This window comes from Desulfomonile tiedjei (assembly GCA_016212925.1).
Taxonomy (GTDB): domain Bacteria; phylum Desulfobacterota; class Desulfomonilia; order Desulfomonilales; family Desulfomonilaceae; genus JACRDF01.
Genome location: JACRDF010000010.1, coordinates 292830 through 312059 on the forward strand (window position 1 = coordinate 292830; position 19230 = coordinate 312059).

18 protein-coding genes are annotated in these 19230 nt (G+C 53.7%); 6 read left to right on the forward strand and 12 right to left on the reverse strand.

Annotation, left to right across the window (positions count from 1 at the left end):
• Window positions 1-26: 26 nt before the first annotated feature.
• On the reverse strand, window positions 27-3530 hold the full coding sequence (locus HY913_05455) for an AAA family ATPase (GenBank protein ID MBI4962706.1): 3504 nt from the start codon (window positions 3528-3530) through the stop codon (window positions 27-29).
• 342 nt (window positions 3531-3872) lie between these two features.
• Here HY913_05455 and HY913_05460 point away from each other — a divergent pair, with 342 nt between their 5' ends.
• The gene (locus tag HY913_05460; GenBank protein MBI4962707.1) at window positions 3873-4037 is read left to right on the forward strand and encodes a hypothetical protein; all 165 of its coding nucleotides are present in this window, start codon (window positions 3873-3875) and stop codon (window positions 4035-4037) included.
• Between the two features lie 237 nt (window positions 4038-4274).
• On the opposite strand, the gene HY913_05465 is transcribed toward HY913_05460, so the two are convergent.
• Entirely contained in the window at window positions 4275-5186 is a 912-nt protein-coding gene (locus tag HY913_05465; protein ID MBI4962708.1) for a hypothetical protein, read from the reverse strand.
• 440 nt (window positions 5187-5626) lie between these two features.
• On the opposite strand from HY913_05465, the gene hoxE reads away from it, so the two are divergent.
• From hoxE to HY913_05490, 5 genes are read left to right on the forward strand one after another with little or no spacing between them, the layout of a single operon-like run.
• Complete coding sequence (hoxE, locus tag HY913_05470; GenBank protein MBI4962709.1) at window positions 5627-6139, forward strand: bidirectional hydrogenase complex protein HoxE; 513 nt, start codon at window positions 5627-5629, stop codon at window positions 6137-6139.
• Window positions 6129-7775 (forward strand): NADH-quinone oxidoreductase subunit NuoF, encoded by a 1647-nt coding sequence (gene nuoF, locus HY913_05475; GenBank protein MBI4962710.1) that lies wholly within the window; start codon window positions 6129-6131, stop codon window positions 7773-7775. The genes hoxE and nuoF overlap by 11 nt, the downstream gene beginning before the upstream one ends.
• 2 nt (window positions 7776-7777) lie before the next feature.
• Window positions 7778-8536, forward strand: a complete 759-nt coding sequence (gene hoxU, locus HY913_05480; GenBank protein MBI4962711.1) for a bidirectional hydrogenase complex protein HoxU — start codon at window positions 7778-7780, stop codon at window positions 8534-8536.
• A 50-nt stretch (window positions 8537-8586) separates the two neighbouring features.
• A complete protein-coding gene (locus HY913_05485; protein ID MBI4962712.1) occupies window positions 8587-9144 on the forward strand; it encodes an NADP oxidoreductase in 558 nt (185 codons plus the stop codon).
• Window positions 9145-9165: 21 nt separating this feature from the next.
• On the forward strand, window positions 9166-10584 hold the full coding sequence (locus HY913_05490; GenBank protein MBI4962713.1) for a Ni/Fe hydrogenase subunit alpha: 1419 nt from the start codon (window positions 9166-9168) through the stop codon (window positions 10582-10584).
• A gap of 405 nt (window positions 10585-10989) precedes the next feature.
• Here the strand turns inward: HY913_05490 and HY913_05495 are convergent, their stop codons facing one another.
• From HY913_05495 to HY913_05540, 10 genes are all read right to left on the reverse strand, one after another.
• Window positions 10990-11193, reverse strand: coding sequence for a hypothetical protein (locus HY913_05495; GenBank protein ID MBI4962714.1), 204 nt, complete (start codon window positions 11191-11193; stop codon window positions 10990-10992).
• A gap of 46 nt (window positions 11194-11239) precedes the next feature.
• On the reverse strand, window positions 11240-11488 hold the full coding sequence (locus tag HY913_05500; GenBank protein ID MBI4962715.1) for a hypothetical protein: 249 nt from the start codon (window positions 11486-11488) through the stop codon (window positions 11240-11242).
• Window positions 11485-11712 carry a hypothetical protein gene (locus HY913_05505; protein MBI4962716.1) on the reverse strand — a complete coding sequence of 76 codons (228 nt, stop codon included), beginning with the start codon at window positions 11710-11712 and terminating at the stop codon, window positions 11485-11487. The genes HY913_05500 and HY913_05505 overlap by 4 nt, the downstream gene beginning before the upstream one ends.
• Before the next feature lie 100 nt (window positions 11713-11812).
• Window positions 11813-12034 carry an addiction module protein gene (locus tag HY913_05510; GenBank protein ID MBI4962717.1) on the reverse strand — a complete coding sequence of 74 codons (222 nt, stop codon included), beginning with the start codon at window positions 12032-12034 and terminating at the stop codon, window positions 11813-11815.
• 9 nt (window positions 12035-12043) lie between these two features.
• Window positions 12044-12367 carry a HigA family addiction module antidote protein gene (locus tag HY913_05515; protein ID MBI4962718.1) on the reverse strand — a complete coding sequence of 108 codons (324 nt, stop codon included), beginning with the start codon at window positions 12365-12367 and terminating at the stop codon, window positions 12044-12046.
• Window positions 12368-12383: 16 nt separating this feature from the next.
• A complete protein-coding gene (locus HY913_05520; protein ID MBI4962719.1) occupies window positions 12384-12497 on the reverse strand; it encodes a type II toxin-antitoxin system RelE/ParE family toxin in 114 nt (37 codons plus the stop codon).
• 28 nt (window positions 12498-12525) lie between these two features.
• Window positions 12526-13191, reverse strand: a complete 666-nt coding sequence (locus tag HY913_05525) for a hypothetical protein (protein MBI4962720.1) — start codon at window positions 13189-13191, stop codon at window positions 12526-12528.
• A gap of 284 nt (window positions 13192-13475) precedes the next feature.
• Window positions 13476-15179 (reverse strand): AIPR family protein, encoded by a 1704-nt coding sequence (locus tag HY913_05530; GenBank protein ID MBI4962721.1) that lies wholly within the window; start codon window positions 15177-15179, stop codon window positions 13476-13478.
• A 113-nt stretch (window positions 15180-15292) separates the two neighbouring features.
• Window positions 15293-15520, reverse strand: coding sequence for a DUF2283 domain-containing protein (locus HY913_05535; protein MBI4962722.1), 228 nt, complete (start codon window positions 15518-15520; stop codon window positions 15293-15295).
• A 2-nt stretch (window positions 15521-15522) separates the two neighbouring features.
• A complete protein-coding gene (locus tag HY913_05540) occupies window positions 15523-18918 on the reverse strand; it encodes a PAS domain S-box protein (protein MBI4962723.1) in 3396 nt (1131 codons plus the stop codon).
• Between the last annotated feature and the right edge of the window lie 312 nt (window positions 18919-19230).

Below are 19230 nucleotides of genomic sequence, written 5' to 3' on the forward strand. Positions count from 1 at the left end.
ATTTTTCCTCCGAATATCTTGAGCGGCTACTGTCTTGATGAATCCTCACGGAGTTCGTAGGGCGGGCCGTGCCCGCCATCCCGCGGTTTATATGCCTCAGTCTCTAGCGCCTCCAGCCATTTCCTGAGGCTTTTGTCCAAAATCTCCTGCGCTCGCTTCACATCAAGTCGATACTTCTCAGGTATGAAGGACAGGTCAATGACATAAATGCCGTCTCGCTTGCTCAGGAATGGACATACGTCCAACTGTTCGCGGTCGAGCAATGACAGATATTGATACACGTTGTTCAGGACCGCCTTGGAGGCCTTGATCTTCACCCCTTGCACTGTGTAGTTGTTGGCGAAAAGGATTAAACCTTTAAGAGACGCATCTTGATAAAATTTTTCCAGAAACGGTCTCTGTTGCACCAGGAAGAAGAACGGCGCGAGTACCGACAGACGCACCAGCCCCTGTAGGTTCCCCTCCAGCGAGTCATCAATCTTCGCGAGGACAGAGCCGAGATTCTCGCGGCTCGGATCAAACTCCCATAATTGGGCGTGTTCCTCAATGGTGGGGAAGCGGGAAAGGATTACCCGTCGCATCTCTTCCGATGCCAGTAGCACGGAGCCGCAACCCGCGACAGGGAGTTCCCGGACGTTATCCAGTTCAAGCTCATTAACGTCTTTGGCGTATATGATAAGAAAACAGGGGCTTGGCGCCTTGCGTGAGTCAGCCAGCGCTTCTGAAACCTCGCGCGCGTGAGGAACGAGGCAAGTTTCAAGGCGCTTCAGGTCTTCTTCGTAGATGAACGCCACGTCGGCAGCCTGTGCCATATGGTCGACAGCGACTACCTGCAACACGTGCCTGGAATGGTCAAAAACTTCATGAACGCCTTTCCATTCCTCGTAAGTGAGCGCCTGGATCTCGTGCTTCAGGGCATCGGACAAGCGTTCGATGCCTTCTTGCCCATAGAGGTTCTCTCTCGGGATGATCACCGTCTTGCACCCCGCGTCGCATGCGGTTTCCAGCTTGACGTCCAGGCCTCCGACCAAGGTGATTCTTCCCTGGGTGTCGATCTCGCCGGTCATGGCCACGTCTCTCCTGACCCGACGACGTGAAAGAACCGAAGCTAGAGCCAAAGCGATCGCGCCTCCCGCGGACGGGCCGTCCTTTGGCGTTGAACCGCCCATGAAGTGCAGATGAATAGGGCCCCTTTCCTGATCGCCCGAGAGCCCGAGCTTGTCGCCACAGTACTGGATAGCGGTTGCGGCAACTTTGCGGCTTTCGTCCATGATTCTTTGGATGTTTCCTGTAGCGTGAACCACACTGAGGTAAGCCTGACGCGGTTCGCCCGGAACGCCCGGCTGGATCTCCGTGGCCTGGATGGGAATCATCGAGCCGATACCAAGCTCCACATTGATGCCCAGGGCCATGGTTTCACCGACTCGGTCATCAGGGTTGATCAGCCTTGGAGGAAGTGGTTCTTCGAGGTACTGCTTCACTTTCTGCCTGGTGATGACCACGGAGGCGCTTTGCTTTGTCAGCAGTTCCTTTCTGAATATCCTCAGGAATAGGGTCCGTATTATTCGTTCCAGCTCCCGCACGCCGGCCTCACGGGTGTAGGTCTTGACCAGATACCTCAGAAGGTCCTCTTCCTGGTCCGGGTCCAGAGCGATCTGTTCCGCGTCGATCTGATATCTCTGCCGGACCCGTTCAATCAGGTGCTGTTGGGCTATGGCCACTTTCTCGTCCAGACTGTACCGATCCAGGATGACCACTTCGCATCTATTGATAACAGGCGGCGGAACGGTTTCCAGGGTGTTGGCGGTAAGGACGAAATGGCAATTGGACAGGTCTATGTCCACGGTTGTTTGTGTGTATTTATCGTGAAACAGATGATTCTGTTCGGGGTCCAGGATTTCCAGAAGGGTGGAGATGGCGAATTTTTCCGTCTTGTCGGCTTCATCCATTATGAACATGCCGTTCATGGCCGCCATTCTGATGAGTCCCTGAACGATCGCACCCGGTTTTGAGCCCTCATAAGTGAATCCGTGGCCTCGTAAATCAGCCTCGTCCTTCATCCCGCCGAGGGAGAGTTTGTGATATGGGATACGGAGATTCTCGGCGATGGAAATGGCAAAGCTTGTCTTGCCAACTCCCGGCGGACCGACGAACAAAAAGGAGCTTCCGTTTCGTCGCCATCCTGCCGGATTCTTTTCTGAAAAACTCTTGTACCTCCAGATGAGGTTGGTGAAGAAGTCGCAGATGGTCTCCTTGGGTCTACACAGTCCGTAGTGAGTATTGTTCAGGCCGGCCTCGAATTCCTCGGGCAATACGTCAATACTATGTATCCTTCCCCAGGGTATTGCCAGAAGCGTCTCGATAAGCTCATTGTATTTGTAACCGCTGACTCCGGCCGTGTTCAGCTTGTTCTTGTCGATCACTTCCATGACCTGAAGCGGAAAGGCAGGATTGTTGCGCACTTCTTCAATGCGGTCCTTGAGGGTCTTGGCCTCCGGTTGGACAGGCTTCGACGGCGCCGCTGGAAGGGCCTGCGTCGGACCGACCTTAGGCTGAAAATCTCTGGTTTCGTCGAGGAACTTGTTCAGCCGCTCTTCAAACAGGGCAAGAGTGCCGGCCTCGTCGTTGACGGCCCACCTTTCTTTAGGGAGGCCCAGATCGCGTAGCACCCCCTCAAGTCCCCAACGGTCGTTGAAACCGCCCAGGACAGCCTTGGCTTCATTGCGGTCGCAGGTTTTCAGCATCAGGAAGAGTCTTAGCAGCCTGTAAAGGATAGAAGCCCTTTTCGGCAATGAGTATGAGGCATCCGCGCTCCATTGATAGCAAACGCCCAAGACCTTGGTCTTGAGTTCAATGTCAAGAAGGCTGAACACGTCCTCCGCAAGGTTTTCGGGAAGATCCGCCAGGACCGGCGCGAATTGGTCCACAATCTGGTCCAAGATGTCCTGGGTGGGCTCGGCTTTTTCCGCGAAATCGAAAAGCGAGAGATACTGGGCCCCGGTGATACCATTCATCGGGTCGGACAAAGACTGGCGCAGCATACGATAAAATGTGGGGTCCGCCTCTCGCCTCTCCATGGCGAAGGCCGCATCGGACTGGATCACCTCGCGTTCGGCTCTTAACGGGTAGAGCAAGTGCTCGACCTGGTGGCGCAACATGAATTCGGCTAAAGCAAGTATCTTTCCTTCTTCCGGGGTTTCTCCGCCGAGCCGAGACTCTGGAGCACTGGGAATCGCAAAAGTGATGTAGTCAAAAACTCTTTCATGAACATGCAGTACCCATAGGTATTCCCTCATGGTGATCAGGCTCACGCAGCGCACTCGATTTTGATCGTCCTCCAAACGCTCTATTGTCACATGGTCCATAACCCGCGCGGCCACAATAGGATCGGTCCCTCTGCTTTTCTTGAAATAGGGCATGATCCGTCGGGACACGATGGCCCTCAGAATCTGGGTTACTCTGGCGACATCTTGATTGGTGGGTACAGGCAAGGTGTCGAGAACAGAATGATCGAATTGCACCGGGAACATGACTTGATCTCCTGTAAAAGCTTCCGATCAGATCTTACATTGTGGCCAGCGAGTCAAGCGCAAAATGTTCTTAGGAGTAATCATTCACTTACGTGCGGGAGCGTCTCCCATGCCCCGAAGGGGCAGCCCGACGGTAGCCACGGGCGTAAGAAAGTGTCTCAAAACCCTGAGATGGACGCATTTCCGGGTAGGGGCGCTTCGAGAAGCGCCCAGATTTCGGGCGGTTCACGAACCGCGCCGTACCGACCATGTGTTGAAATTGTCAGTTTTGAGACAGTTTCGTAAGCCCGTGGAGAATGGTCCATACAATCATTTGGATCACCGACCCTGGAGGGGTCGACCATGAAAGTGAGTTGGACTTCGGGATTGGTCGACCCCTCCAGGGTCGGTGATTCAGGGCTGTGTCAGTGCTTCCGGTCCACGGGTTACACCCGTGGCTACCATTGGTACGCCCCTTCAGGGCTCAAAATCCCTTCTACCCCCGCAAGACTGAATGGTTACTCTTAGAAGTCGTGACCGCAAGATGAACTTCGTCGATCAGTTTGATCAAGCACCATAGGAAACGCCGCTGAGCACTTTTATCGGAGTTCAACGCACGCATGCCCAAGGAATAACGGCGATCATCACGTTCATGTTCAACCAACTTTGGTCCTGTAACATGGCCGGTAAGGTGGTTCCATCGCTCCGGTAATTGGAGAGGCCTTCACCCCGAAGGCGACATGACTGCTCGCAATAGTCCCACGATCACGTTCCCGAGTCTGGGTCGGCGTCGGAGCGGAAAACCACCCGTGGGCAGGAAATGTGCTCGGGAACGGTACCCATCCTGGCCGCTGGTCCCATGACTAAGCCGACTTCACTGTCTTGCTCCTCAGTAACCTCCCAGTCGTCGGACAATACGTCCCGCATGGAAAACAAGTACGGACATCGTATGTCGGCTGTCTTAATTTCAAAAAAGATGAAGTTCTTTTCAGAGAGCCTCTCTTGCCCGTATCTGTAGATCAGCCAGACGGTAAACACTTGTGGGACGAGAAGGAACAGAGCCTCCAGTTCACCCATCCGATTCCTTGGGATTTTCGGCCTATAATTTGCATCATGTATAATCTCGTGTCTTTGTTCGAAACACAAATTTACGAGTTCACGCCAATGTGGAAAGAAACCGTCAAGACGAAAGCCCCGGACGACTGCGTCGAGGACGGCGACCAAAGGAATTTCATAAGACATAACGCTTTCAAGAAGACGACCTTCAAATAGCGGGGCAAAGGCTTCTTCAATGTCGTGTTCGTTCTGAAAATTGAAGTGTTGGCTCAAGTATTCCGAAACCTTGATATCGCCCCGGCATTGTCGTCCTAAATCATCCTTGGCCTTCGTCATGTCCAGACATTTTGCCCCAAATGTCTTGTCTAGCTCACACAAGCATATGAAGACATCCCTGAAAAAAGTCTCCCAGCAGGTCACCAAAGAAACCATATACCCGGCTGCCGCGATGGTGACCATTTTTTGCTTGACGGGTTTCATGCTCAGCACGTAGTGCATGAAAGACGCTTGCTCACAAAAATTCATCAGGAAGTTCTTGTCATAATCGAGAAATGACTTCCGCGTGGTCCTCAATCGTTCAAGCCGCTGCGCTAAAGACTGACTCAGTCTACGTTTTTTCATGGGCTTTGACGTCTCGTCTGGTGCTACTAGGCCAGGCTCATATAACTCATACGGTATGCCATTTGCTGGGCAATAACTGAACGCACAGAGTACCTTTTCACCATATCAGATGGTTGGGCAGAAGAACATACATTTTTTGAGTTGCCCTCCGAATAATCCTGGCTCAGGCAAACCAATTTAGTTCAGCGGATTATCTGGCGAGCTTCACCTGTACAACTGCCGGATCTCAAGAAAATAGCGGTTCTCGTAATCCTCCTGCTTTACAGTGTGTAAAAAAGCCTGACAATCAAATTTCCCACCCGATTCGTTCTGCAGTCTTTTCCCTTTCCCGTCTTGGTTTTTGCGGCCTGAGCCTATGGCACAGGTCTTGCTCCTCTGAGGAGTCGAGGTCGAAACCTTGGGACAAGTTCAACGGTTTCTTGAAACGAAGGGAAATCAAGATGGAAGAAAAGGCGAAGGAATCTTCCAAATCTGGTGGAGATCAGCGGTGGCGGCTGGTGAACAGGACCATGCGCCTTCATGGAAACGCACCTCACGCCTTAATCGAAACGCTCCATGCGGTTCAGGAGCATTTCGGTTTCATCGATCTGGACGCCCTGAAATACGTCGCGGAAGGACTGCACGTGCCTTTGAGCCGTGTTTACGGGGTCGCGACTTTTTATCACTATTTCGCTCTCAAACCCCCCGGAGACCACACGTGCGTGGTTTGCAAGGGCACCGCTTGCTACATCGGGGGAGCGTCCGCAATTTTGGACAACATCGAGCGGACCGTCGGCATAACTCCAGGGGAGACCACACCTGACGGAAGAGTGTCCCTCGTAACCGCCAGATGTCTTGGCTCGTGCGGCTTGGCGCCCGCGGTGGTCTTTGACGGCGAGGTAAAAGGCAGAATGACCCCGCCCGATGTCCTGGAGAGAATAGGGAGGTGGACGGACCATGACACTGAGTCTTGAAGATCTCCAGGGTATAGCGAAAATCGAGAAAGACAGACAGGAAGGATTTAAGCACAAAATCCACATCTGCGTTGCGGCAGGGTGCCTGTCTTGTCAGAGCGATCTGCTCAAGGCGGCATTCGAGAAGGAAGTCAATATCCGCGGGCTGGAGAACTGGGTCGATGTGAAGGGCGTCGGATGCCTGGGACTATGCGCGGCAGGACCTTTGATTGCCGTGGAACCGCAAGGCACGTACTACCGGTCAGTGCAGGTCACAGACGTTTCCGAGATCCTGGATTCGTTGGGAGGAGCGCCTGTAAGCAGATTGGATGGTTCCTCGCAGTTGCCGTTCTTCAAGCGCCAGGAAAAGATAGTCCTGGAAAACTGCGGCAAAATCGACCCGGAGCGCATCGAGGATTACATTGCCGCAGGCGGTTATGAAGGTCTTTATCTCGCCTCGAGGTCTGCCGCTCCCTCCGAAATAATTGAAGAGGTCGTAGCAAGCGGATTGCGTGGCCGAGGTGGTGCGGGCTTCCCCACCGGCTTGAAGTGGACCGCGGTTTCCAAGGCCAACAGCAGCACCAAGTTCATCGTCTGCAACGCGGATGAGGGGGACCCGGGCGCATTCATGGATCGCAGTGTCCTTGAAAGCGACCCGCACCGGGTCATCGAAGGGATGGCCATTGCCGGAGCGGCTGTAGGTGCAAGCCACGGGTTCATCTACGTCCGAGCGGAGTACCCGCTCGCGGTGAAACGGCTTCGGACAGCCATCGCACAGGCGGAACGCCTCGGCGTGCTGGGGAACAACATCTTCAACACCCCATTCAATTTTGATGTCAAGGTCCGCCTCGGCGCAGGCGCATTCGTATGCGGAGAAGAAACCGCTCTAATCGCCTCGATCGAGGGCCGGCGAGGCACTCCTCGACCACGCCCGCCTTTCCCTGCTGAATTCGGCCTCTGGGGCTATCCGACTCTCATCAACAACGTGGAGACACTTGCGAATATCCCGCCGATAATCCGCAAGGGCGGCAAATGGTTCGCCAGCATCGGCACTGAGAAGAGCAAGGGTACCAAGGTCTTTGCGCTTGCCGGTCGAGTGAACAATACAGGTCTCATCGAAGTACCTATGGGGACCTCCCTGCGCGAGATTGTCTTTGACATCGGCGGAGGCATTCCCGAGGGGCGAAACTTCAAGGCCGTCCAGACCGGTGGTCCTTCAGGCGGATGCATCCCGCACCAACACCTCGACATGCCGGTGGACTATGAGTCCCTGGCTCAGGTGGGCTCGATCATGGGTTCCGGCGGAATGATCGTCATGGACGACTCGTCTTGCATGGTGGATGTGGCAAAGTTTTTCATGGAATTCTGTATGTCCGAATCCTGCGGCAAATGTGTGCCGTGCAGGGTCGGGACTACTCAAATACACAATTTGCTTTCCAAGATCACCGGTGGTGACGGCAAGCCTGCGGACGTCCGAATGCTCGAAGAACTGTGCGATCTGGTGAAAAGCACCAGTTTGTGCGGACTGGGCCAGACCGCCCCCAATCCGGTGATGAGCACGCTCCGCTATTTCCGTGACGAATACATGGCTCACATCAAAGAAAAATCCTGTCCGGCCGGAGCATGCGGCATGGGCGGCTCCAAGGAGGCGAAATGAAAATGCCCGAGTTCACGAAAAGCGATAAAGCGCGCGCCGACGTCAATCCCGTCCGCATGTTGATGTTCAAAATAGACGGCCGTGATGTTACCGCCCGTGAAGATGAGACCATCCTCACGGTGGCCCGTCAGAACGGCATTAACATACCCACGCTGTGTCACCTCGAGGGCTTGTCCGAACGAGGGGCCTGCCGCTTGTGCATTGTGGAGGTCAAGGGCGCTCCCAGACTAATGCCGGCTTGTGTGACTCTCCCAAGGCAGGACATGGAGGTCATCACCAATTCCGAGCGAGTTGTGGGGTACCGCAAGAAGATTCTGGAACTGATCTTCACGGAGCGGAACCATGTTTGCTCCGTCTGTGTCTCAAACGGCCATTGCGAACTGCAAGCACTGGCCCTGGAACTGGGAATGACCCACGTGCACTACGACTATATTTATCCCCGGTATTCCGTCGATCATACGCATGAACGGTTTTCAGTGGACCACAACCGCTGCATCCTGTGCCAGCGCTGCGTACGCGTCTGCGACGAAGTTGAGGGAGCTGCGACATGGGAAGCGATGGGCCGCGGCATTGACTCACGCGTGATCACGGACCTGAATCAGCCTTGGGGGACATCCCAGACTTGCACCGGGTGCGGCAAGTGCGTCCACGTCTGCCCAACGGGCGCACTCTCGGAAAAGGGCAAATCCGTGGCGGAAATGACCAAACGCAAACAGTTCTTGCCATATCTCCAAATGATGAGGAGGGAGGAACTGAGATGAGCGCAACGGAAACGGAACAAATGGCTACAGTGGAAGAAGCCTCGCCCCCCATGGAACCGCAACCCGAGCCTTCCAAAAAGAAGGTCCGTATAGCCACCACCTGGCTGGACGGCTGCTCCGGCTGCCACATGTCTTTCCTGGATATAGACCAGAAGATTGCCGATGTGGCCCCGATGTTCGATCTGGTCTACGGGCCGCTCGTAGACTTCAAAGAGTTTCCCGAAGGAGTGGACGTGACGCTTGTGGAAGGAGCGGTCAGCAGCGAAGACGACGAGAAGAAGATACGGCTCATTCGCAACAGGTCATACCTTGTAGTTTCTTTCGGTGATTGCGCGGTCACAGCCAACGTGCCCGGCATGCGCAATCAGTTCAAGATCGACGATATTCTTAAACGAGGCTACGTGGAAAACGCTTCGCACAATCCGGGGAGTCCCCATGTTGGGGTTCCAAAGCTGCTCAAGGGTGCCAGGCCGGTCCATGAATTCGTCAACGTGGACGTATTCTTGCCCGGCTGTCCGCCTCCGTCCGAAGCAATTCTCTTGGCCTTGAGCGAGCTTCTGGAGGGGCGTATTCCAGACCTTACCGGAAAGACCCGTTTTGGAGCATAAGGCAGTGTGGGAGGTGTTTTCATGGCTCAGCACATAGAAATAGAGCCCATTACCCGAATAGAAGGGCATGGGAAAATAACCATAAGTCTCGATGATAGGGGCGAGGTCACCGACGCCCAGTTCCACGTCACTCAGTTCAGGGGCTTCGAAAAGTTCTGTGAAGGCCGCCCTTTTTATGAAATGCCATCGCTGGTGGAGAGGATTTGCGGCATCTGTCCCATAAGCCACTCCATAGCCTCAGCCAAGGCATGTGACGCGATTCTGGGCGTTCGAATCCCGGAACCCGCCGTTAAACTGCGGCGCCTGCTAAACTGCGGAGAGTACATCCAATCCCACGCATTGAGCTTTTTCCACCTGTCCGCGCCCGACTTGCTGTTGGGGATGGATTCAGACCCGGCCAAGCGCAACGTCCTGGGGTTGCTGGAGGCCAATCGGGATATCGCGTTGGACGGCGTCAGGCTTCGCCAAATAGGGCAGCAGATCATCGAGTTGTTTGCAGGCAAGCGCATCCATCCCGCGTGGGTTGTGCCTGGAGGGGTGAACAAGCCCCTGAGCGAGGACAACCGGAACATGATGATGGATCTGCTCCCCGAAGCGTATGAGATTACCAGCCGGACATTGACGTGGTTCAAGGCCGCACTGGAGAACTACCGGGAGGAGATTCGCACCTTTGCCAACTTTCCCACGAACTTCATGGGTCTGGTCAATCAGGAAGGAAACTTGGAACATCTTGACGGAACGCTTCGGTTCATGGATGCCAAGGGAAGGTTCCTGGCCGACGGAGTGGATCCGGCAAAGTATCAGGACTATATTGGCGAGGCCGTGGAGGATTTCTCTTACTTGAAGTCTCCCTACTACAAACCGCTCGGCTATCCGGACGGCATATACAGAGTCGGACCCGCGGCTCGCTTGAATGTCTGTAACGGTTGCGGACTGACCAAATCGGACCAGGAATGGGCCGAGTTCACCAGGCTTGAGAGAGGCCCGGTGATGAGTTCCTTTTACAATCATTACGCGAGGCTCATCGAAATCCTTTACTCCATCGAAACCATGGAGAAGCTTCTAAACGATCCGGACATCCTGAGCACGCACGTACGTGCGCATGCTCAACCGAACCACTATGAAGGGGTGGGAGTTGTCGAGGCCCCGCGAGGCACTTTGATTCATCACTACAAGGTTGACGAAGAGGGCCTCATAACATGGGCCAATATGATTGTGGCCACAGGAAACAACAACCTGGCGATGAACCGAGGAGTCTTGCAAGTGGCTAAGCGTTTCGTCCATGGGGACAAGATCTCGGAAGGCGCCCTCAATAGAGTGGAGGCTGTAATCAGGGCGTTCGATCCCTGCTTGAGCTGCTCCACACACGCTTTGGGCCGTATGCCGCTGAAAATTCAGCTACTGGGACCCGACGGCGCGATTCTGCATGAAGCCAGGTGATAAACACGGATTCGACCCCGAGGATTTAACATGACCCCGCGGTCATGGCCATAGCCGGGGCACGGCCCACTCTACGATTGGGAAAATTCCTCTTGGTAGGGCGGGCCGTGCCCCATAGGCGTTAACTTTAGTGCTTGATCTCTTTCGTCCCGGAGGGACGAAACGAAAGTAGCCCGGCGATTCATCGCCGGGAAAGCGACCCAAACCGATTTGTCGTCCCGGAGGGACGATTGACGGGTCAGATCCCGCGCATGGAAGTTCAGCCGTCCCTCCGGGACTGAAAAACCCTTTCATTTCCCCATTAACCGGCGATAAATCGCCGGCCTACTATCAGGAGTTCCTCCGGAACACTGGAGAGGATGACTCCTAAGTTAGCGCATATGGGGCTGTGCCCGCCGGCGTATTTCAATCCGACATCCCATTGCGGATCTCGGACACTGCCTGCTCAAAGGGGATTGGTTCCGAAGGATGGCTTCTGGCTTCATCATAGGCATGGATGTCGTCAAGTTCTTCAAGCAATTCGAGAAGCTGTTTCCATTCTGATATAGGTACGACCACAGCCTTGCGATTGCCTTTCTCGTCGACCACGTATTCTTCGTGTAGCTCGATCATGGCGTCACCCCAGAGATACCATGGACGATTTCCTTACTTAAGATCAATCGCCAGTGTTGGCTTGCCGGCCGGCACGCTCACTTGTGCCAACAGATCTCTTCGCCAGTCTGATTAGCGAACGAAGGGCCTCATTGACAGCCTCTTCAGTCGGGAACGCGTCTGCGACATCAGGACTGAGCAACACCAAATTAGTCCCGGCCCGATGAGACTCCAAAAACTTGCCTCTCACGCCTTGGCCAAGGTCCTCACGTCGATACTGGGGACGCAACTCGTCACTCTTGCTCTTCTTCATACTATTTGTTCCAGTTGTCCTCGATCGGGCGTCCCCTCGCGGATCTCCGACACTGCCTTCTCGAAGGGGACTGGATTGGAAGGCTGGTTTTTGGCTTCATCGTACGCACGGATATCGTCAAGGTCTTCAAGCAATTCGAGAACCTGTTGCCATTCTGAAATAGGTACGACCACGGCCTTGCGATTGCCTTGTTCGTCAACCAGATATTCTTCGTTTAGCTCGATCATGGTTTCCCTCCGCAACTGCTATGGACGATCTCCCCACTTAAGGTATAGCGCAGAGCCCTATCTGTGCGCAATCCCTCCCTTCCTGCACCAGATAAGCTTAGCGGCCATAGCGACTTCGCAGCCGTTTCTTGAGTTCTTCCCATGTAAGTCCAGAGGCCGGGTTCTTCATCAGATTGGCTTTTCTTCGGGCCAACTCTTCTTTCTGCCAGTCATGGACCGGCACCTCTTCGGGAGTGGTCGCAAGGTCATCCCACAAGTCTTCCACAAGCTGGAGCTTTTCTGACGGCGTCAGGTCAAAAACTGAGGTGTGGGGCTTCAAATGCTTGACTCACACAGCCGTCACAGAAATACCGCTTTTGGTCCGAGGCTTAACTGCTTTCTTGATCTTCGCCTCGCTCTCGTCCTTAGCTTTTTCAAGGTCATACCTTGACTGCATGTTCAACCAAAGCTGAGCAGTGGTACCAAAATACCGGCCCAGACGAAGCGCTGTGTCAGCCGTAATTGCGCTCTTGCCCTTGATGATCCGGTTTATTCGCGTGACGTTCACTCCAAGAGCCTGGGCCAACTGGCGCTGATTTAGCCCCAACGGCTCCATGAACTCTTCAAACAAGATTTCGCCGGGATGAATCGGTGGTAGTTTCGCTTCTTTCATAACTCACATTTCCTCTTCAATGATAGTCAACCAGTTCCAGATCATAAACGTGCCCGTCTCTCCAAGCAAAGCAGAGCCGCCAGTTGCCGCTGACTCGCAGACTGTGCTGACCCCGCCGGCCGCCTTTCAACGCTTTTCAATTCAGCCAATTCTGGCGACTACGGCACGCGGCTAGGAATGTTGAGTCTATGACAGAAATCTTGCATGAATACAGCAGCTTGGTCAACTGACCACATGGCACAACCAGCACCGAGGCACACATGCGGAAACCAAAGGCTGCCTGACGGAACAAGAGGATTGGGGTTGAAGCGCTTTTCCACGCGATCCCGTATCTTCTTGTGTCCAAGCAATTCATCATCCCACTCTGGGCGATAATGGATTAGCGCATTGCGGATTCTGACCAATCCGTCTGTTCCTTGGAACGGTTCGGCCCCCTCATCAAAACGTAGAGCGCTGCATGCCGCAAGCGCGATCTGGCACTTCTTCAAAATCGAATACCGATCGATGACGTCGCCCCAAAGTTCAGCGAGAATTCCAATTTGTTGATCGGTCAGACTACTCAGGGGCGTCCTATCTCCATCAACCGCTTCGAGATAGAATTCGTTGATCGAAGCTTCCAGAAAAGCGACTGAGAATACTACGGCACCTGTGACGTAAGCGCGGTGTTCGGATCTTTCTGCCTCAATGACCGAAGCCTTCAACTCGATTTGGCCAGCCAAGCCTGCGAAATGTCTTGCTGCCAGCAGGTGCTGGCGGTAGAAGGAATGCTTCACTCTTGCCGTACCTGTAAGTGATGCTGATGCTGTTAGTCTCGCAGTACTCATAGTAGATCACCCTCGATGTAAGTGGCCAAGTCGCATCTGAATGATTTCAAATAGCTTCGCATCTTGAAAGTTCCGGGACAGCACACTTGATTCGCAGTGGCGTGTTCGAATGCCAGAGGCGATACGTACGGTGTCCCGGAATTGCAGTTCCGCAACGCCATACCTGATTCTCGGATTTGTGAGAGTTGGGCGTGGTGCCCACGGAATTGGCGTCATGAACTCGCTGATAATACAACCAGATACGCGCCGGAAGGCTGCGGGTTGCCCTCCCAGCCTTCGTCGACCTATCGAGCCGCCTTTAATGCCTGCAAGAATTGCTGGCGGTGCTTTTCAAGCAGGATCTTCTTCAGGTCACCGCCCTTGGCTACTTGATCCGTCCCTCCCAATGCCATATACTCCTGCCACACCTCAACGGCTACTGGACCAACAGTCTCCGGTGTAACTGTCGAAACGTCCATGGTGGCGACTTTTTCAACACTCGGACCCGGGAGACCCGATTGGCGCAGCACCCAAAGTGCGGCAACGTAGAAAAGTACGTTGCTGAGATGTTTTCGATAGTCTTCGTTGCCGCTTTGCTTCAGAATGTCCTCAACGGTCTGGACAACAACAGGACATTTCCAGTAGACGTCAAGAGGGTAATCTGAATTGAATATACGTTTGTAAGCTTCCTCGCTCTTTATCAGACTTGACGGACGGGCACGGGCATTTGCAGGATCCGCCAGGGCACAAGCCATTACGGATTGAGCCACAAACGGGATCCCAAATATTTTCTTAATTGGCTTTCCAACATTCTTGTAATAGTTTTTCCGGCGGTCGTAAAAGTATCCCCTGCTGTACAGATAGTCCTCAATGTCTCGGTGTATCTTGTCGGTTGCCCTCAGAGACGCGGCCGGGATAGGCGTTTGACTGTTCGTTGCTTTAATGATGCGATCACGGCTTTCCTCACCTTGGGGTTTCAGAACTCTGACGAGTAAGTTTCTGGGTTCTTTAGACAAATCCTTGCCGTGCAAAGCGTTGTAAATCTCCCTGGATGACTGTAGCCCATTGACAATCTCAGCATCCTCGATGGTAAGTGTCTTGCCGCTCAAGCTTGCGTTGGCACAAATTATTGAGACCCCATTGTTGAGCCACCAAAAATCTTCTGGCCCCGTAGTGCCCAGTGTTCTGTGGATCTCCACATTGACTTCGGTCTTGCCCTGGTAGTCTCTGACATTGCCCTCGAAGAGATGCGAGCGGAGATGGCCGTCCTCGTCCGTAATGAATTCAAGATAGTCCCGCAGAGTGACAAGGCATACGAAACCCTCCTGGCCTGTCGAAATCGGGTTCTCTGCCAAACGGAGGCTGGTCGCACTCGACGGACTACGTCGAGCACTGGCAAGAAGATCTGAGGCGGTTAGAAACCTGAAGGTAAACGAGACAGGACTGAAGAAGCTTCGGATCACTTCCTCCAAGGCCGTTACTTTGCGGTCCACATTAGGGTGTATTTCAGTACCCTTTGTCGAATAAGCGTACTCGAAGCTAACCGATGGAAATTTCGATGCTAGTGCTAAGAAGGTATCCCGGAAATGCGACATTCTGTCAATAAGTTGCGCATTATATACGCAGGCTAAGGCCCGCATTTCTTTGGTAAGATCGAAGAGATCTCTGGCGCTACTTATCATCTTGTCCACTGCTGACTCGGAAAAGCCTGGTGAAGTCTTGGACTGTATCAGAACCAAGCGAAGCGGCACATTTTTCTTGAGGGCCGCGACATCTGTATCCTCATCAAACGGAACGTCATTCACGAAGAAGTAGACCGAGTCTATTCCACCATCGCCGCCGCCATCTACTATACCGGATGCCAACTCTTCATAGGACAGGTCATCATCCTTAAGTACTTGTTCGGCAGAGAATATCTCGAAGTACTCGTCTTCACTCAGCCCTTGCCCTATTTCAGAAAGACGCTGGTCAAGCAGTTGATTGAGAAGAACCAAATCGTTACTTGACATGTTTGTGCTCCTTTGGGTTTCCAGCTATGTTTAAAGGGTTTCCAGACGAAACCGCTTCTTGGGTGTCCTTCCAGACATTACGAGTCCAGAAAGATCAGCCAAGTGAAGCATTCTTAGACAGTCTCTTGCCGTAACAGCTCCTTATCCAGCTCCAGCGTGTAGGACAGGATGGTCCTTAAATCAATCTTTTCCGATGCATTGAGAATTTCTATGCCGACTATTCTGTCCTCAGCGGTAGTGTCCAAGTTAACCCCTTCCGCAATCTCAATGACTCCTTCCGGAGATTCATCTCCCAATTTCAAGTACAGAGCGTCCACTTCATTGTCGTAGTATACTTTCATGGCTATTGCTCGTTCATAGAATGACGTTTGGCCAATCCACCTCGAAACAGCACTGAAAACACCGTTCCGCCGGCCTGTTTGCAGTCTTCAGGGCCATTTACGTATCGGCATGAGGACAGGCTACCGGAGCAATGGTCCTTGTCTGTGGGGAGGTGCCGGCACCGGCGGCTGTCGAAGGATATGTCGAAATGGCCGTCCTCGGAGAGGATCTTCAGGCGCATAAGCTCCAGGCCTTTTCCACCCGCGTCAAAGTCGAAGGGGTTCCTGGTGGCGTACTGTTCTTCGTCTTGGGTCGTATGGAAGGCCCTAAATAGGAATTCCCGATCGCTCGGCGCAATTCCCACGCCGCTGTCCTCAACTTGTAGAAGGACTCCAGCAGGCGCCTGGCTCAAGGAGACGACTACTTCGCCTCCGTCCGGGGTGTTCTCAACGGAGTTTTTTACAAGAGTGTCGAGCACTTTCTGGAGCAAATCCGGGTCGATCGAGTCCGAGTTCACCGTTTCCAACCGCGATATCAGCGCAACCGAGCGGTGAGCAATCTTGCTCCTGATATCGTCGAGGATCTGGTGTACGGTGGCAGTTACCGGGAAAGGTCTTGGCCTGTATTCTCGCGGCTCCACGATTTCCTGGACGATCTCCTGTATTTCATTGAGCCTTTGCAGGCTGCGCCTGATCCGTTGCAGATTCGATTCGTTGCCCGCCCGCGACAGATTAGGATCGGCTAGGTTTTTCACCGACGCCTTCATTATCGCGAGCGGAGTTTTCAGCTCATGCGACAGGTGGTGGACAGCCCTTCTCCTTGATCGTTCTATGGATTTGACAGCGGTGATGTCGCGGGCCACGTGGACCGATCCGAAGACCTTTCCCTGTTCATCACGAAGCGGCGAAACGCGAAGGTCAAATACCCCTCCCAGGATCTCGTCGGAGATTTCCGCTGAGTGCTCAAGTCCGTCGGCCAGGATCTCCGGGTCCAGACAGAGGGCTGCGGGGGTTTTTTGATACGGCATTTTGTCGCGGCAACTCATTCCGACCACATCCTCAGGCGCTACGCCGAGTCGGTCAGCCAGCGCTTTGTTGGCCCTGGCTACGTTGTGTTGACTGTCCAGGATCACGACCAGATCCGACACGGCGTTAAATGTGCGTTCCCACTCGTTTTTCGCCCGAACGATCTCCTGCTGGGCCTTGGCTTGGGCTGTTATGTCCAGGAACGCGGCCAGGATTCTTCCGTCCGCAAGGACCACCGCGCGAAAATCAACGATCTTTTCAGCACCATCCTTAGCTCGGACGGAGAAGGTCCTGGGAATGGCCTCGGCGCCTGCGTCATCGCGAACTTCGATGCCCGCTTTCTCCGCCCTCCATATTGACGCGGCAGCTACCCGACGGCTCTTGTTGGGGTATGCCCTCAGAAACCATGTATCCGTGTCCGGGACGTCCTCCAGCGTGTAACCGAAAATCTCGGTAAACTTGGGGTTCAAATACTCGGCAGTCTCATCCGCACGGATCACCACAAGCCCGAAGGGCGCCACTTCCGCCAGGGTCCTGAAGCGCTCTTCGCTTTCTCTGAGGGCCTGTTCGGCTCGCTTCCTGTCGGTAATGTTTCGCAGAATGGCCAGTATTCCCGAGGCATTTCCGTCATGATCGTGGTACCGGGATGCGCTTATGCTGATGTCGAGTGTGCGTCCGTCCTTTGTGAATCTTTTTGTTTCAAAAGCGCTGCAAGAATCTCCGTTACGGATGATGTCGTAGATAATGGTCATGGAAGCTTCGCGTTCGCTCTCCGGCATGAAGGGAATGCGCTTCCCTTCCACATCTTCAATAGTCCATCCGAAAATGGCGGTAAACGACGGGCTGACGTATTGCGCTCTTCCTTCCATGTCATAAATGACAATGGCATCGGCCGAGGAATTCAGCACCGACCGATACAGCTCTTCGCGCCGTGTGGATTCTTCGTATAGCAGGCGGTACATGACTTCACTTTCCCGAAGCCGTGCTTCGGCCTGCTTTCTATCGGTGATGTCCCGCAATATGACTAATGTTCCGGCGGGGATCCCCTCGTGATCGCGATAACGGGACGCGCTGATGCTCATGTCCAGCATTCGGCTGTCTTTGGTGAATCGCCTGGTTTCAAAGCCGACGGTAGGCGTGCCGTCTCGAACGAGGCCTTGAATGATGGTCATCGTGGCTTCTCGTTCGGAATCGGGCATAAACGGAATGCGTCGTCCCTCGACATCTTCCAGGGACCATCCGAATATGCGGGTGAACGACCGGTTCACATATTTGGCTCTGCCTTCCAGGTCGTAGATGACTATGGCGTCAGCAGAGGAGTTGAGCAGAGACACGTAAAGCTCTTCGCCTCTCTTGGAGGCTTCATACAGGCTCCTGTACCGATCTTCACTTTCCCGAAGGCGTTCCTCGGAACTCTTACGATTGATCTCCAAGGCAGCGAGATTGCCCAGCAGAGATAGCGTGTCAAGGTCCGACGGGGAAAAAGGCGTCTTTGTACGGTTAAATACATAGAGCACGCCCAAATTGTTGGCTCCGATATTTACCGGCACAGCTATGCCGGACAGCAGTCCTTCAGCCCGTACAACATCGTGGAACACCGGGCCTATTTCCTGGAAATAGTCTTCAACAACACGCAATTTTCCCGTGAGAGCCACCTTTCCGCCCATTCCGACGCCGATGGGTATGCGTAGTTGCTTGAAGTCCTCAGTGACTACTCCGGATGTGGCGTGCATGCGCAGATGTCCGGCCTTTTCGTCATGCAAGGCCATGAACGATTTGTCAGCTCCGAGAAGCTCTCTGCTTTTTTCGACGACGAGCAGAAGGTTCTCATCGAGGCTGCGCTCCGCAGTCATTGCCACAGCGAGGTCATACAGGGCCTGAAATTTGTTTAATTCGGTCTCAAGGTCTTGCCCGGCCTGTATGCGACCGGTGATGTCGAGTAATGTTCCGATTACAGCCGGCTTCTCGTGGAAATCGGTTCGAGAACCGTGAACCTCGACTTGAATGATCCTTCCGTCCTTCTTAAGGCCTCTAAACTGTAAATGCGCCGCTTCCAACGCACCGCTAAGCCTGAGCCGAAGGTTCTGGTCCATCATGGGCCAGTCTTCCGGAAAGACGAGGTCCTTGGGGCCGAGAACGTTGAGAAGTTCGTTAACCTGGTAACCAAATATGTTTGCCAACGTGGGATTGACATAACGGAAGAGGTCGTCCTGAATGAGGTATACGCCGACGACCGACCCTTCCGTGAGTTTTCTGAACAAAGTCCCGGAGTATCCCGCGAAGCCGGGCACCTCCGCGTGCCGAATTTCATGGGCCTCAAGCTGAGCGACGGCTTTACGCAATTCGCGGACTTCATGGAGGAGTTGTTCTTTGGTCTTGTCCTGGTCGTTCATTTGGGAGCCTCTTGAACGCCGACCGGCTGCAGGGGTAGACTGGAAGAGGAAGTTCAAGCTCTATCACCCCTTTGTAACTTTACGCAAAAGCCTCCTGAAAGTCAAAAAATGCGACAGCCCGCTAATTCAAAGAGGCCATATGACAAGAAATGTGTTACAGTCCGATATCATTCCCGGCAAGAATCGGAGTAGGGCGTCTGTCCTGGCGCGTTAAGCCTTGGGTCTCTTACAGGGTCCGTGCGCGCCAAAGAGCACCCTGAGCATGTGTTCATCATACTGTAAAACAGCTCTGGCGAAGCGGCTTGACACGAA